The sequence below is a fragment of the Microbulbifer mixtoriginis (SeqCode) genome, from assembly GCF_052467945.1.
In genome coordinates, this window is the sequence record NZ_CP174328.1 from 933,227 (window position 1) to 947,935 (window position 14,709).

Here is a 14,709-nt window from a genome sequence, read left to right on the forward strand (position 1 = left end):
TACTGTGGCCGGGCAGATAAGATCAAAAACTTATGGAGTTCACCTAAACAATGCATCCCGTACGCAAGCAACGTCTGATCCTGGTACTTGTTCTGGTCGCCCTTTCCAGTGCCGCCGTAGGTTTTGTCACCTATGCGATGCGAGAAAATATGGATTATTTCTATGCTCCCAGCGCATTTGCCGCAGGTGAGGTGCCTTTTGAGAAGCGCATCCGCGCCGGTGGTTGTGTCGTACCGGGCAGTGTTCAACGCGCGGAAGACAGCCTGGATGTTCAGTTTGTTATTACCGATGGTGAGGCGGAATTGGCGGTCGTGTTCGATAAGATTCTGCCGGACCTATTTGCAGAAGGTGAAGCTGCAGTGATTAGCGGGCAGCTGATGCCCAGTGGCGTCTTGCGTGCCGATCAGGTACTAGCCAAGCACGATGAAAACTACACGCCTCCTGAAGTTGCGGAAAGCATGGTTTCCCACGAAGGCTGCACCGATGGAGCGAAGATATGATCCCTGAACTGGGCCATTTTGCGCTGATAGTCGGCTTGCTGCTGTCTCTTGCGCTTTCGATATTGCCAATAGCAGGCAGTTATAGTGCGCGTCCCCTGTGGATGGAGGCCGCCAGGCCACTGGCCTTGGGCGTCTTTGCATTTGTTTTTATCGCTTATGTCTGCCTGACAGTCGCTTTTATCCAGAGCGACTTCACCGTTAACTATGTAGCGCAAAACTCCAACAGTATTCTCCCGATTTACTATAAGGTCACCGCGGTGTGGGGTGGTCACGAGGGCTCTATTCTGCTGTGGCTGTTGATCCAGGCAGGCTGGGCTGCGGCTGTGGCGCTATTTGGCCGCCAGTTACCGCCGGAGCTGCTAGCGCGAGTGCTTTCAGTGCTGGGTGTGGTACTGATCGGCTTTTTCCTCTTTATTATATTGACGTCTAATCCCTTCGATCGCACTTTGCCATTCCCGCCCATGGAGGGTTCCGACCTGAATCCGCTGCTGCAGGATCCAGGGATGATTTTCCATCCGCCTCTATTGTATATGGGCTACGTGGGATTCTCTGTAGCCTTCGCTTTCGCCATTGCTGCGCTCTTGGGCGGGCATTTGGATGCGGTTTGGGCTCGTTGGGCCAGACCCTGGACTGTAGTCGCCTGGGCTTTCCTCACTCTTGGAATCGCTCTGGGTAGTTGGTGGGCCTATTACGAATTGGGCTGGGGCGGTTGGTGGTTCTGGGACCCTGTGGAGAATGCCTCGCTGATGCCCTGGTTGGTGGGCACCGCACTAATGCACTCATTGGCCGTCACGGAAAAGCGCGGCTTGTTTAAAAGCTGGACTATTCTGCTGGCAATTTTTGCATTCAGTTTGAGCTTGCTGGGCACCTTCCTGGTGCGCTCCGGGGTAATTACTTCCGTGCATGCTTTCGCCACTGACCCGTTGCGCGGTAGTTTTATCCTCGGATTCCTGGCGGTGGTTGTGGGGATCTCCTTGCTGTTGTTTGCGCTGCGCGCGCCAGCAGTGAGTGCTCGCAGTGTATTTTCCTTCCGCTCACTGGAGACCTTCCTGCTCGGTAACAATATCCTGCTGATCTTGATTATGGCGATGGTGCTGACTGGCACTTTATATCCGCTGGTGGCAGATGCCTTGAACCTGGGCAAAATCAGTGTTGGCCCTCCCTTCTTCAACCTGTTCTTTGTGCCCTTGATGGTGGTGCTTTGCCTGCTGCTGGGGATGGGGGTGCGTGCGAACTGGAAAGACAGCCGCTGGGACAAGCTTCTCAGCGCCTGGCGCCTGCCATTCCTGGCAGCCCTGGTGGTGGCTCTGGTCTGGCCTCTGGCCTTTGACCATTACCACTGGGGTGCGGTACTCGGCCTCTTTATTGGCGCCTGGGTATTTTGCGCGAGTCTTGCAGATATCGTTTCCAAAACCCGCAATGCCAAATCTTTTGTCGCCGGCCTTAAGCGTCAGCGTGCCAGTTACTACGGGATGCATCTTGCCCATATAGGCTTGGCAGTGGCAGTGCTGGGGGTAGTGTTAACGACCGTATACAGCGTGGAAGAAGATTTGCGTATGGGTGCTGGCGATAGCCACCAGGTGGCTGGCTATGACTTTGATTTCGGTGGAGTACGCCTGGCACAAGGCCCAAATTACCGTGCTTTCGAGGGCGTGATCCACGTTAGCAAGAATGGCAAACCGGTTGCAGAGTTGTATCCGCAGAAGCGCAATTATTTCTCTGGCGGCAACACGATGACCGAAGCGGCAATTGATACTGGCTTATTCCGTGATATTTACGTTGCCCTCGGCGAGCCATTGGACCGCAGTAATCCTAGTGGGGATTGGGCCGTGCGCCTGCAATACAAGGCCTTTGTGGTGTGGATTTGGTTGGGTGCTTTGCTTATGGCTATTGGTGGTGGCATTGCCGTGGCGGATAAGCGTTACCGCAAAGCTAAGGCGGCGCGCGAGGCATCTCTCAGCGGTAATTTGGCGGCGGCCTAAGTTTCGGGAAGAATTAAATGTCGAGATTAAAACTCTTTTTACCCCTGATAATTTTTGTGGCCCTGGCGCTTTTGTTTTGGCGTGGTTTGTTTTTGAATCCCCAGGAAATGCCTTCGGCGCTGCTGAATAAGCCAGTGCCGGAGTTTTCCCTGGAAAAGGTTGCTGATAACAAGCAAGTCATGCAAAAAGGCGATCTGCCCAAGGGGCCGCACCTTCTCAATGTTTGGGCCACCTGGTGTGTGGCCTGCCGTGTTGAGCACCCCTACCTCAACGCCCTTGCAGAGCAGGGCGTACCTATTATTGGTGTTAACCTCAAGGATGATGATTCAGCGGCCATAAAATGGCTGGATAAATTTCACAACCCCTATCTCTTTAGCGTTGCCGACAGGGACGGGCGCCTGGCCCTGGACCTGGGCGTCTTTGGTGCTCCAGAAACCTTCCTGGTGGATGCCGAGGGCACTATCCGCTGTAAACACGTTGGCATCGTGGACGATAAGGTGTGGCAAACTAAACTACAGCCACTTTACGAAAAACTAAAAAGCCAGCACTGGGACGCATTTGCCGGTGACCTATCAGATTCCCTCATCTCCCGTTGTCAGTGAGACTGAAGAGAAGAAAAGCCGTTTTATCTGTTGGTTGGGACCAGTAACAGATAAAACGGCCTTTCAGCATCAACTCAAACAAATTCGCCAGCAGTACCCAGATGCCAGTCATCACTGCACGGCGTTGATTGTCGGCAATCCCGCCAACCCCACTATGATGCAAGCCGATGATGATGGTGAGCCCGGCGGCAGTGCAGGGCGCCCAATGCTGGAACTGCTCCTCAAGCAGAGTGTTGGCAATGTGGGCGCTATAGTGACCCGCTATTTTGGTGGAACCAAATTAGGGGTTGGCGGCCTGATGCGTGCCTATCGGGGATCGGTGGGTGCTGCTTTACAGGCTATGCCTTTGGAGACCTTTGTGCCGTTACAGCAGGCTTCTGTATGCTGTGATTTTGCCCAGGAATCCCGCTTGCGTTTTCTGGTGGCCCGTCATCAGGGCAGTTGCGGCCAGGCGGATTATGCCAGCAAGGTAACAGTGTCTATTTCTTTACCGCAAGATCAATGGCAGTCCCTACGAGAGCTGCTGCTAGCGGAGGCATTTGAGTTTCAGGACTAATTTTTCCAGCTTGCTCGAGGTGTTTAAATAATCTCGTAGAAGCTGAGCTATTTGGGCTAGATGATACCTTGTTTGGCGAATTTTCCGATCTCTTCGGCAGAGTAACCCAATTCTTGTAAGATAGACTCGTTATCTTCCCCCATATGTGGAGCTCGCCGGAATTCTACCGTTTCATTTCCACAGTGTATTGATGGCGCCAGGATTTTGATCTCGTTGCCCGCATCGCTAGTCATGGAGCGAATTCTGCCGGTTTCCGTAACAAAAGGATTATTCAGGGCTTGCTCAACATCATAAATAGGAGCTGCAGGCACCCGGCCGGTTAGTATAGTGAGCCACTCTGTTGTAGTTTTTTTTGAGAAAATTTTATCCAGCTCAGTCGTTAGGCTGTCGCGGTGTTTTAAGCGCGCTTTAAAGTCAATAAATCTTGGGTCTTGGCACAGTTCTGGGTGCCCTACGGCATTGCACAGCTCAACCCAGAATTTTTCCTTGTTACACATCAAGTAAATCCAGTCATCTTTGGTGGTGTACAGCTGGCAGGGGGTTAGGGAAAAGTGTGCAGAGCGAGGCGGTCTCTGTTGATTGTGACCGGCATTTAATTGCCACATGGCGACGTAACAGAGGTTATACAGCGCGTTATCAAATAAACTGACATCTATATCGCGGCCGCGATCCGTTTCCCGGGCACTGAGGATGCCGGATACCAGGGCTAGAGCCATAGCCACTCCCGTAGATAAGTCCACCAAAGAGAGTCCACAGCGTGTAGGGGGGCTTTCGGGTTCTCCTGTTAATTTGAAATATCCCGCCTCTGCTTGCATGGGGTAATCATAACCGGGCCAGGTTGCCCTGCTTCCACTTCTGCCATAGGCCGTAAGGTGGGCACACACAATTCGTGGATTAATTTTTCTTAAGGCTTGGTAGGTGATGCCTAGCTTTTCTGGGACATCGCCGCGAAGGTTACAGCTAACTCCATCGGCAGTGGCAATAAGTTTTTGCAGTATCTGCTGTCCCTCCTCGGTTCTGAGGTTGAGTGACAGGCTTTTTTTGTTGTGATTAAACCCTTGGAAAAACAAACTGCTGTTATCCTTGTTTTCCTCCTCCTCTTCGCCTTTTACAAAGTAAGGGCCAACTGTCCGGCCTACATCACCACCCAGAGAGACATCTTCCACCTTGATGATTTCCGCACCTAAATTAGCCAAATAGAGTGTGCCAAAAGGACCGGCACCATATTGCTCTACAGCAACCACGCGTACGTCTTTCAGGGGGAGCATAGAGTGACATTCCCGATGATTTCTATATTGGTGAGTGCAAGTTTAGGTTAGATATAAAGCGTATAGCGGGAAGGTTCTTTGTATAGGCAAGGTTATTGCTAAATCTAATGTACCTTTTATTTTAAGGCGGAGGTCGGCTGCTACTATGCATGGGTACAAGAGCGGTCGGGGAATGGGGCCAATAAGTGAATACTACTGCTATGCATATAAAGAAGAGCTTTCTTTGTCGCAGCATTTTATTTGTGCCTGCCAGTCGACCGGATAGGTATCAAAAAGCCTTCACGAGTGGCGCAGATATAGCCTGCATAGATTTAGAGGATGCCGTCGCCCCTGAGTTTAAAAAGGCGGCGCGACAGAATGTAGCAGAATTTTTTCCACCTCCAGACACTCAATCGTCCTTGAGAGCGCTGCGTATCAATCAATTGTCATCAGAGGCAGGGTTAAGGGATGTTTTGTTACTGTTGGGGATGGGGTCAAAACCAGATATTGTAATTCTCCCCAAAGTGGAATCTGCCGAAGAAATCAGTTGGTTTAATGACTTGTTGGCGCCAGTTGAGCAATCAATCGGGCTTTTGCCGCTGGTTGAATCGGCAAAAGGCCTGCAGAACAGTTTGGATATCGCCAGTTCCGATAATGTACTGGCCATTGGTTTTGGTTTTGCAGACTTTTGTGCAGAAGTGGGGGCGGACATAAGCTGGGAATCCTTGCGTTACGCTAGGGGTCGTATTCTACAGGCTGCGGCATACGCGCATATAGATGCTGTGGATGGCCCATATCTGGATCTAGAGGATCTTGAGGGTTTGTTACAGGAAACCCAAAATGTAGCCGCATTAGGTTTTCGTGGAAAAATAGTTTTGCATCCAAGGCAAATCGACCCTGTTCACCAAGGGCTTTCCCCGACAGAAGAAACTGTGCAAAGAGCGCGAAAAATCGTACAGGCGTTTAAAGAGAATCCCAGTGGCGTAGTGGTGGTTGATGGGCGCATGGTGGATCTACCAGTGGTAGAACGGGCGAGAAAATTGGTTACCTTGGTAGATAGGCAGTAATTCAAGCAGGACTACTGGTATTAATGCCTAAAGCAGAGGGCTCTTATGGATCGATATCGTTTCCCCGCGTATATTTTTCTTGGCAATAATCGCTACCGGGAGCGTTATGGTTTGGATTTCGAGGATTTTAAGGTGGGGCAGGTTTTTCGTCACCGACCGGGGGTGACGATCAGTCAGCAAGATAATGTCGAAGAGTGTGTGAATACTTTTAACCAGGCGATGATTCATTTTGATGAGTACTATGCCGAACACACCGAATTTAAAAGACCTCTCATTAATACAACTCTGATCGTTCAGCGTTTAATGGGTATGATTTGGAAAACTTACTACCGTCGCAAGAGAATTGTTGAGTGGGGTGGTATTGATATGCTGGCTCCGGTATTTGGAGGTGATACTTTATATGCCGAAAGTGAAGTGCTGTTTGTCGGTGCCAATCTGAAAGATTCGGAGTCTGGCCTGATTGAGATTTTACTGAGCGGCTCCAATCAAAAACAACAAAAAACTTGTGAGATACGTTGTACCATGCTGGTTTACAAGCGAGAACATCTGCCATTTTCCGCAAAAAATTATTGATTACTATTTTGGTTGGGAGAAAGTTGTGAAGGATTCGTTGCATTTTCTCAGGGAGGTTGAGCCAAATACCTATATCGAAACCTGTGGTGTTGACTTTGAAGATTTCGAAGAAGGGCAGGTATTCGAGCATCGGCCAGGTCATACTTTCTCTGAGGCTAGCTGCTTACGCTATGCGCGCCACTCTTTTGATTTGAGCCCTGGATATTCTGACCAACGCTATGCTCGTAGAGTTTATGGTGACAGAGTTAGAGTGCCTGAGACCTTTGTTTTGAGTGCAATGGCTTTGACAACCCGGACATTTGGTAAAGTGGTTGCCAACTTGAGCATGGTAAATTGCAAAGTGGATGCGGTTTACGCTGGAGATACTTTATATTTGGAATCGGAAGTATTGGGTAAGCGAAAATCCAAATCACGCCCCGATCAAGGTTTACTGCATGTTAGTTCCCGTGCTCTCAACCAACATGGTGCCTGCGTATGTTCTTTTGAGCGTAAGCTATTGATCTACCGACGCAATCTTGGGCCCTATGAAAGGGCTGGATATTAACTTCGATACAATCGAGAAGCTCCAGACTCTTGTCCAAGAGCGCCTACAATAATTCCTGATGTTCAACCAGTGTAATAATGCCCTCCCTGTGGGACCTATAGGTTCCTGAAAACAGCTGCCCTTTACTGACAGCGGTACACAGATCGCGCTTGATAGTTAATACTAATTTGTGGTTTTTAGAGTCAATATGCACTATTTCGGCATCGAGAAAATCGAAGTATTGCTTAACAGTAGGGTAGAGTGCCTTAAATAAGCTCTCTTTAGTAGAAAAGGCAATGGTCATCCACTGTCGGAAGGGTAACCCGCTTTCACTAAGGAGGACTTCCTCTGCTCGGTTGATTATATGGCTTTTTATTTCATTCGCAGTATTTATAGCGATTGTCGGCTCATAATCAATGCCCAGGGCCTGTGGCTCATTATTTACGGCACATATGGCAAGGTTATCCGCATGGGTGATAGAGCCTGAGATATCTGCTGGCCATAGAGGGCTTCGGTTGGGGCCAATGGGTATAGGTGTGTTAATAAGCCCAAAATAACTTAGTGCAAGGTGCGCACAATACCTGCCCGCAAGGAATTCGGCTTTGCGTTTTTTATAAGCGTGGGTGATTTCAGATGGAAATTGGATACCCAGCTTTGAATACAAATCATCCTGATAATTGTCCTGGTCGAATTGGCATTCCAGTACCAGGCCTGAAAAATTCAGGGGCTTAATGGGTGAAGCATCTGTAATAAATCCAAATTTATAGTTTAAAGGTGCTTCTTGCTTGGTGTGTAACATTACGGCTATTGGAACTTGTGGCTGCTGCCTCTACCTGCTTGTAGAGTGAGTTTTACAAAGCAAATTTTTGTAAGACATTCTGCCATAGAGCAGTTGCCGATGCAGCAGTACTTGGCTGCACCGGGGCATGTTGTATGAATAACTATGCTCCAGAACTAAAAATCAGTAATTTTTTGGGAGCCGGAGGCATCTAATTAAAAAAGCCAGTAAGGGCTATTTTTGGCGTAAATCCGCCACAATCGTTCCAAAACTCCGGGCTTCCTCCTCATGAGCGGTCTCCCTCCAGGGTTCTTGAATCGCATCCGCTATCCATTTTTGCATTGAGGGAAGACTGTGAATCAGATCAATATACTGCTTCGCGGTTTTGCTAACAGGTAAATGATAGTTTTTGGCCCTTATTGTTACTGGAGCAAAGAAGGCGTCGACAGCGGTAAACTCCTCGCCAGCCAAAAATGGTCCGCCGAATCTCTTAATACCTTCACTCCATAACTCATCAATCCGCTTGATATCTTTGTGCAGGGGCTCTGAAATTTCATGCAGCTTAACGCTCAGGCCGCAGTTCATTGGGCAGATATTTCTCAGCGCAGAAAAGCCAGAATGCATTTCTGCGGAAGCGCTGCGTGACCAGGCACGAGTTACTCGCTCACTCGGCCAGACCTGCGGGAAGTCTTCGGCAATGTACTCAGTAATTGCTAGGGAATCCCAAATCGTCACGTCTTCTGTTTTCAGGCAGGGCACTTGTCCGGTTGGAGAGAAGCCGTGAAATTTTTCCCAACTACCGCCTTCCTCAAAGGTAACCAGCTTTTCATTAAAAGGTATCTCCAAATGGTGCATCAACAACCAAGGTCTAAGAGACCAGGAGGAGTAGTTTTTATTTCCAATAAACAATTGATACATAAGCTTCCTCTATATGTAGTTTTGGTGCTGGAGGTATGGTTGGACAGCGGTTTTTGGCTTCCATCATCGCCAGACGATATCTGATCAATATCACTGCATGAGGAATAATATCCTCATAATTGCTATCCGCTGCGACTGGCCTGAAGGCCAATTAGCGCTAACTTTGCGCCAATAACTTTTTTTTGTGGTTTAGTCGGAACGTGCAAGGAATTTGGTTATTAGGAGAGGAGAGTAGCATGATAGGAAAGTTGGAGACTTTACACGTAGACATATTGGCACACAGTGAGGTTGCACAGGTTGAATTGGGGTGTACTACATAGAAAGGCGCTGGAGTCGGTGAGTTATCAGTCCAGCTGGTCGGTTTTGAAAGTTGCACCACTCTTTGTTACCACTTTCGCAGAGCCTTCAGGGTTTCAGCCAGTCAGTACTGCGGGAAGTTTTCTGCTGATGTCGGGTTCTCTGGTGTTTTGGCGTTAGGGACAGCGATATACGTACTCCGGTATGGCTGGGGCAAGGCCTGGAAGTGGATGCCTTCGGCTGATACAACCTCGGGCGCGAACAGGTTATGATTCCTCCTTTATTGCCTGAACTCAGTACGGAAAACGAAGGATTTATGAGCAAACAGCGCGTATTGACCGGTATCACGACCACCGGTACTCCCCATCTGGGTAACTATGTTGGTGCGATTCGCCCGGCCATCGCCGCAAGCCAGGACGAGAACAACCAGTCTTTTTATTTCCTGGCGGATTATCACGCGTTGATTAAGTGCCAGGACCCGGAACAGGTGCATCAGTCCACCTTGGAGATTGCGGCAACCTGGCTGGCGCTGGGATTGAATACAGATAATGTGGTTTTCTATCGTCAGTCGGATATCCATGAAATCCCTGAGTTGACCTGGCTGCTTACCTGTATGACTGGTAAAGGCTTGATGAATCGCGCCCATGCTTATAAGGCCGCCGTGGATGCCAACCGTGCAGATGGCGAAGACTCCGATTTTGGCGTCACCATGGGTCTCTATAGCTACCCGATCCTAATGGCTGCAGACATCTTGATGTTCAATGCCAACAAGGTGCCGGTGGGTAAAGACCAGGTGCAGCATATTGAGATGGCCCGCGATATCGCTCAGCGCTTCAATCATCACTATGGTGAGCATTTTGCCCTACCCGAGGCGGTAGTGGATGACCACGTGGCTGTTCTGCAGGGACTGGATGGCCGCAAGATGAGCAAGAGCTACGGCAATACCATCCCCTTATTCCTGCCTGAGAAAAAACTGAAAAAGCATATCAACAAGATCAAGACCAATCTCTTGGAACCGGGCGAGCCCAAAGACCCAGAGACTTCCACGGTTTTTCAAATTTGGCAGGCATTTGCTACTCAGGAGCAAACTGCTGAAATGCGCAAGGCCTTTGCAGAGGGCATTGCCTGGGGTGAGGCCAAGAAGCAGCTTTTCGAACTGGTCAATGGCCAGATTGGTGAGGCGCGTGAACGCTATAACGCTCTGCTTGAGAACCCCTCCCAAATTGAAGAGGAGCTGGAGAAAGGCGCAGCCAAGGCCCGTGCCTATTCGGCACCTTTTATCGAGAAATTGCGTCACGCGGTGGGTATTCGCAAGATTGGCCAGTAGCCATTTTTACAACGTGGGGAGCTGCTGTTACGAGGTTCTTCCCACGCCTTTCACTCTAATAACAAATAACGAAAGTACAGGGTTTCGATATGGAAAATGTTCAGGCAGGTCCCACTGGGGGCGATGATGCCAATAACAAAAATGGTTGGATCAACCGGGCACTGAATTTTATTGAGGTTGTGGGTAATAAACTGCCCGACCCGGCGGTGCTCTTCCTGGTATTGATGGTGGCCATTTGGGTGCTGTCCTGGCTGTTATCTGGTGTGAGTTTCGATACTTTGCACCCAGCCACGGGAGAAGCGATTCAGGTAACCAATCTTCTCTCCAGTAGTGAGCTGGCCCGCTTTCTCTCTAGTATGGTGACAACCTTTACCGGCTTTGCACCTCTCGGCGTCGTGTTGGTGGCTATGCTGGGAGTGGGTGTCGCGGAACAGAGTGGCTTTATCAATGCAGTGCTGAAAAAGCTGCTGGCGGTAACACCACAGATGCTGCTTACCCCCATGTTGATTCTGGTGGCGATTGTCAGCCATACCGCAGTGGATGCCGGCTATGTGTTGGTGATTCCCTTAGGTGGTGTAATTTTCTATGCGGCCGGTCGTCACCCATTGGCGGGAATTGCCGCCGCTTTTGCCGGCGTGTCAGGTGGTTTCTCGGCGAACTTTGTGCCCTCGGCCATTGACCCCTTACTCCAGGGCTTTACTCAAACCGCGGCACAGATCGTTGATCCGGAGATGCAGGTCAACCCGCTTAACAACTGGTTCTTCACCTCGGCGTCCTGCCTGGTGGTGACCATGTTGGGTTGGTGGCTGACCGATAAGGTGATCGAGCCCCGCCTGAAGAATGTTGCCATTGATGGCGATAAAGAAGATATGCCGGTAATGCAGGAGCTGGGCGCCCGCGAGAAGAAGGCGATGTACCTGGCAGTTACCGTAATGGTTGCCGGCATTGTTGGCCTTATCGCCTGGATGTTGCCGGAGACCTCTGCATTGCGCGATTCCCAGGGGCAGCTCGCCTCCTTTGCTGCGCCGGTGATGAAGTCTATTGTGCCGCTGATCTTCCTGTTGTTCATTATCCCGGGAGTCGTTTTTGGCTTTGCCGCTGGGACTTTCCACAAGAGTAAGGATGTAATCGATGCGATGTCCAAGACCATGGGTTCCATGGCCTATTACATCGTGATGGCCTTTTTCTGTGCGTTGTTTATTTCCGAATTTGCCCGCTCAGGCCTAGGTACTCTGTTGTCGATTGAGGGGGGTGGTCTACTGGCGGCTATGAACCTGCCGGGCCCGATCACCCTGATGGGGATTATTGTACTGGTGGCGTTCATCAATCTGTTTGTAGGGTCTGCCTCCGCCAAGTGGGCGTTGCTCTCCCCGATTTTTGTGCCCATGCTGATGCAGATTGGATTCTCTCCGGATCTGACTCAGGCGGCTTACCGGGTTGGTGACTCCTCCACTAATATCATTACGCCATTGATGCCTTACTTCCCGCTGGTAGTGGTGTATTGTCAGCGCTATGTGAAGAGTACAGGTATAGGTACTCTGGTATCTATTATGCTGCCTTACTCGGTGGTGTTCCTGATCTGCTGGACCCTGTTCCTCGTTCTTTACTGGAACCTGGGTATGCCTTTGGGGCTGCAGGCGAGCTATACCTATCCGACACCTTAATGAGTGGTTGGCCCCTGAGTGTGTTTACCCGCTTTGGAGCCAAAACAATTCTCTATAAGAGGCGCCCCAATTCTGGGTGCCTCTTATCCCTCTCAGCTGCGGTTGAAAATTAACCGAACACCTTCCAGCCCGCTCTTCACGCTACCGCCAAAATATAAAAATATTGGCTAATTTTTGCTCTTACAGATTGGCTGTATTAATCAGCTCCATCGTGCCTAAGGTTCTCAACTTATCATTTTTGGGGTGTCAGTTAAGTTTCTACCCCGGTTTAGTCCTGTCTGTTTACGAGCCTTTGTCTATTTGGTGAGTTGCACTAGTAAAAAAATGTTCTAATAATGTTGTAAGTGATAACGATTCCTATTAAGATCCGCGTCATCAAATGTCGGCAGCAGAAGCTGTGGCAACAAAAATCTTCCAATGATTGTTGAGGGATCCCCATGGGCACCGCTCGTTTCCAAGGTTTACGCCAAAACTCCTCTCCTGTTATCTCCGGCCTTAGCCGTTCGCTGTTGGCGCTGGCTGTTGCTGCAGGCAGTTCAGCAGCTTTTGCTGTCGAAGATAAAAATGAAATTCTTGAAGAGGTTAACGTAACCGGCGAGTTGAACCTGTCCCGCCAGACTTCTATTGGTAAGCAAGATATTCCGGTTGATGAGACACCGTTCTCTATCTCTCTGCGTGATAAAGACTTCTTCGATGTTACTGGCTCTAAAACCGTGCAGGATATCCTGCAGTACTCTTCTGGAGTGAATGGCGGCTTGTTTGGTGTTGATGCTCGCGGCGACTGGTCTACCGTGCGTGCTGTTGACCCAGTCATGTTTGTCGATGGACTAAAAACAACCTTCGGTAGCTATACCGGCTCACGTGCAAACCTCTACGCTTTTGAGCGCGTCGAAATTCTTAAAGGGCCGTCTTCAGTCCTTTATGGGCAGGGTTCTACTGGAGGTATCGTCAACTTGGTTTCCAAACGCCCCAAAGAGGAGTTTGGTGGTGAACTGATGGTGCAGGGCGGAGACTATGATCGTAAGGTAATTGCTGGCGATGTTACCGGAGCCCTGGATAGCGATGGAGAGTGGCTCTACCGCGTAGTGGGTTATGCTCGTGATGCAGATGCTCAGGTTGATCATGTCGATGACGACAGCATTCTGTTTATGCCTTCCATTTCCTGGCGTCCCAGTGCGGATACTGAAATTACTTTCTTGGTGAACCATCAAGAAGAAAACACTGGTACCACTGCGGCCTTCCTGCCCTGGGGCGGCACCATTGTTGATAACGTAAACGGTGAAATCCCGACCGATACCTTTATTAGTGAGCCAGGTTGGGATAAGTACGACACGGAACAAACCGCTTATAGCTTGTGGGTTGATCATCGCTTAAACGATAGCTGGGGCATCAATGCAGGCCTCCGTTATTCAAAAGGGGATGTCGACTACAACTCGATGTATGCTGACTACACTCATGATCTGCGCTTACAAAAAGATCTTCGTGAAGTGTCGCGTACTGTCTATATGAAAGATGCGAAAAGCGATCTTTTGATTTTTGACCTGCGCTTATCAGGCGAGTTGACTACTGGTGCTTTTGAGCATCAGATTTCTGCAGGTATTGATAGCCAGAATGCAGAAATCGATAACAGCATTCTGAGAGAGCGTGGCCTTGGTGGCGACATTGATATTTTTGACCCGGTTTATGGTTCTGTACCAGAAGGACTGGAAGAGCGGGATAGAGAAAATACCGATGTCAATGCTGAGCAGGTAGGTATTTATTTCCAAGACCAAGTTAGCCTTGGTAACTTTATTTTTAACTTGGGCTTGCGTGAAGATAGATTATCATCGAGAACACAAAGTAATGTTGCTAAAAATGTAAGTGGCAAACAGAGAGAGACGGAACTCACTAAAAGATTTGGCTTAATGTATGCCTTCGACAGTGGTGTATCGCCTTATGTTAGCTATTCAGAATCTTTTGAAGCTGTTTTAGCCGATCCGAATAGCCAGGGTGGTACCTACGAGCCTGTTAAAGGGGAGCAAGTTGAAGCCGGTATTAAATACCAGCCAGAAGGTACTAATATCCTGATGACTGCTTCTGCTTTTGAGATTAAGCAAAAAAATCGCTTAACTTACGGTCTTGACGGATCTTTCCGACAAATCGGTGAGGCGCAGATTGATGGATTTGAGCTTGAGGCCAGTGGACAGTGGGGCAATCTGGCGCTAGTGGCTAATTACAGCCAGATGGATACTGAAGTGCTAGAAAGCAGCAATCCATTTGAGGTTGGCACTGAGATCGAGACTGTACCTGAGGAGCAATTCTCTCTCTGGGGCAACTATGACTTTAGTGAGTGGGTTCCCGGTCTAAGCGTTGGGGCAGGTGCTCGTCATGTTGGTGAGAGTTATACCGGTATTGATAAAGTGCTTCCGCTGTACGCATTCTATTATGGCGGTCTTCCGGCTGGTGCAGAAGATTTCCCCACAGAAAATCCATCCTACACCTTATATGACGCAACCATCGGCTACACCCTGGAAAGCTGGAAATTCCAGCTGAATGTGAAAAACCTGACCGATGAAGTTCACACCACCTCTTGTTTGAGCCGTGGTGATTGCTTCTACGGCGAGCGTCGCTACGTGACTGCTGAGGCACGTTACACTTTCTAAGTTAGAGTAGACTGGGAGTTTGTCCGCAGGGGG

General features: G+C 49.4%; 13 protein-coding genes. 10 read left to right on the forward strand and 3 right to left on the reverse strand.

Going from position 1 to position 14,709, the window contains the following annotated elements; all coding sequences use genetic code 11:
* Positions 1-50: 50 nt before the first annotated feature.
* The 4 genes from ccmE to ACJJIJ_RS04155 are packed head-to-tail and all read left to right on the forward strand — an operon-like array spanning position 51 to position 3,640.
* Entirely contained in the window at positions 51-500 is a 450-nt protein-coding gene (gene ccmE / locus ACJJIJ_RS04140) for a cytochrome c maturation protein CcmE (RefSeq protein ID WP_252085318.1), read from the forward strand.
* Positions 497-2,482, forward strand: a complete 1,986-nt coding sequence (locus ACJJIJ_RS04145; RefSeq protein WP_444924643.1) for a heme lyase CcmF/NrfE family subunit — start codon at positions 497-499, stop codon at positions 2,480-2,482. Before ccmE ends, ACJJIJ_RS04145 begins: the two co-directional genes overlap by 4 nt.
* A 17-nt stretch (positions 2,483-2,499) precedes the next feature.
* The gene (locus ACJJIJ_RS04150) at positions 2,500-3,084 is read left to right on the forward strand and encodes a DsbE family thiol:disulfide interchange protein (RefSeq protein WP_444885463.1); all 585 of its coding nucleotides are present in this window, start codon (positions 2,500-2,502) and stop codon (positions 3,082-3,084) included.
* Positions 3,047-3,640 carry an IMPACT family protein gene (locus ACJJIJ_RS04155; protein WP_444938714.1) on the forward strand — a complete coding sequence of 198 codons (594 nt, stop codon included), beginning with the start codon at positions 3,047-3,049 and terminating at the stop codon, positions 3,638-3,640. Before ACJJIJ_RS04150 ends, ACJJIJ_RS04155 begins: the two co-directional genes overlap by 38 nt.
* A 56-nt stretch (positions 3,641-3,696) precedes the next feature.
* On the opposite strand, the gene ACJJIJ_RS04160 is transcribed toward ACJJIJ_RS04155, so the two are convergent.
* Entirely contained in the window at positions 3,697-4,908 is a 1,212-nt protein-coding gene (locus ACJJIJ_RS04160) for a CaiB/BaiF CoA transferase family protein (protein ID WP_444938715.1), read from the reverse strand.
* A 185-nt stretch (positions 4,909-5,093) separates the two neighbouring features.
* Here ACJJIJ_RS04160 and ACJJIJ_RS04165 point away from each other — a divergent pair, with 185 nt between their 5' ends.
* From ACJJIJ_RS04165 to ACJJIJ_RS04175, 3 genes are read left to right on the forward strand one after another with little or no spacing between them, the layout of a single operon-like run.
* On the forward strand, positions 5,094-5,954 hold the full coding sequence (locus ACJJIJ_RS04165) for an HpcH/HpaI aldolase/citrate lyase family protein (RefSeq protein WP_444890766.1): 861 nt from the start codon (positions 5,094-5,096) through the stop codon (positions 5,952-5,954).
* A 45-nt stretch (positions 5,955-5,999) separates the two neighbouring features.
* The gene (locus tag ACJJIJ_RS04170) at positions 6,000-6,527 is read left to right on the forward strand and encodes a MaoC family dehydratase (RefSeq protein ID WP_444890765.1); all 528 of its coding nucleotides are present in this window, start codon (positions 6,000-6,002) and stop codon (positions 6,525-6,527) included.
* A 25-nt stretch (positions 6,528-6,552) separates the two neighbouring features.
* The gene (locus tag ACJJIJ_RS04175; RefSeq protein WP_444885459.1) at positions 6,553-7,071 is read left to right on the forward strand and encodes a MaoC family dehydratase; all 519 of its coding nucleotides are present in this window, start codon (positions 6,553-6,555) and stop codon (positions 7,069-7,071) included.
* A gap of 43 nt (positions 7,072-7,114) precedes the next feature.
* On the opposite strand, the gene ACJJIJ_RS04180 is transcribed toward ACJJIJ_RS04175, so the two are convergent.
* The gene (locus ACJJIJ_RS04180) at positions 7,115-7,849 is read right to left on the reverse strand and encodes a 4'-phosphopantetheinyl transferase family protein (RefSeq protein WP_444938716.1); all 735 of its coding nucleotides are present in this window, start codon (positions 7,847-7,849) and stop codon (positions 7,115-7,117) included.
* A 213-nt stretch (positions 7,850-8,062) separates the two neighbouring features.
* Complete coding sequence (locus ACJJIJ_RS04185) at positions 8,063-8,746, reverse strand: glutathione S-transferase family protein (RefSeq protein ID WP_444938717.1); 684 nt, start codon at positions 8,744-8,746, stop codon at positions 8,063-8,065.
* Positions 8,747-9,359: 613 nt separating this feature from the next.
* Between ACJJIJ_RS04185 and ACJJIJ_RS04190 the strand changes: the two genes are divergently transcribed.
* The 3 genes from ACJJIJ_RS04190 to ACJJIJ_RS04200 all read left to right on the forward strand — a co-directional run bounded on the left by ACJJIJ_RS04190 (position 9,360) and on the right by ACJJIJ_RS04200 (position 14,676).
* Positions 9,360-10,370 carry a tryptophan--tRNA ligase gene (locus tag ACJJIJ_RS04190; protein WP_444938718.1) on the forward strand — a complete coding sequence of 337 codons (1,011 nt, stop codon included), beginning with the start codon at positions 9,360-9,362 and terminating at the stop codon, positions 10,368-10,370.
* Between the two features lie 89 nt (positions 10,371-10,459).
* Positions 10,460-12,034: an AbgT family transporter gene (locus ACJJIJ_RS04195; protein WP_444890760.1), complete on the forward strand. Its 1,575-nt coding sequence runs from the start codon at positions 10,460-10,462 to the stop codon at positions 12,032-12,034.
* A 437-nt stretch (positions 12,035-12,471) separates the two neighbouring features.
* A complete protein-coding gene (locus ACJJIJ_RS04200) occupies positions 12,472-14,676 on the forward strand; it encodes a TonB-dependent siderophore receptor (RefSeq protein WP_444938719.1) in 2,205 nt (734 codons plus the stop codon).
* The last annotated feature ends 33 nt before the right edge of the window (positions 14,677-14,709 follow it).

Coding starts and splice junctions, on each gene's coding strand:
- ccmE (WP_252085318.1), top strand. CDS start 51: ATGCATCCCGTACGCAAGCAACGTCTGATCCTGGTACTTGTTCTGGTC.
- ACJJIJ_RS04145 (WP_444924643.1), top strand. CDS start 497: ATGATCCCTGAACTGGGCCATTTTGCGCTGATAGTCGGCTTGCTGCTG.
- ACJJIJ_RS04150 (WP_444885463.1), top strand. CDS start 2,500: ATGTCGAGATTAAAACTCTTTTTACCCCTGATAATTTTTGTGGCCCTG.
- ACJJIJ_RS04160 (WP_444938715.1), bottom strand. CDS start 4,908: ATGCTCCCCCTGAAAGACGTACGCGTGGTTGCTGTAGAGCAATATGGT.
- ACJJIJ_RS04170 (WP_444890765.1), top strand. CDS start 6,000: ATGGATCGATATCGTTTCCCCGCGTATATTTTTCTTGGCAATAATCGC.
- ACJJIJ_RS04180 (WP_444938716.1), bottom strand. CDS start 7,849: ATGTTACACACCAAGCAAGAAGCACCTTTAAACTATAAATTTGGATTT.
- ACJJIJ_RS04185 (WP_444938717.1), bottom strand. CDS start 8,746: ATGTATCAATTGTTTATTGGAAATAAAAACTACTCCTCCTGGTCTCTT.
- ACJJIJ_RS04190 (WP_444938718.1), top strand. CDS start 9,360: ATGAGCAAACAGCGCGTATTGACCGGTATCACGACCACCGGTACTCCC.
- ACJJIJ_RS04195 (WP_444890760.1), top strand. CDS start 10,460: ATGGAAAATGTTCAGGCAGGTCCCACTGGGGGCGATGATGCCAATAAC.
- ACJJIJ_RS04200 (WP_444938719.1), top strand. CDS start 12,472: ATGGGCACCGCTCGTTTCCAAGGTTTACGCCAAAACTCCTCTCCTGTT.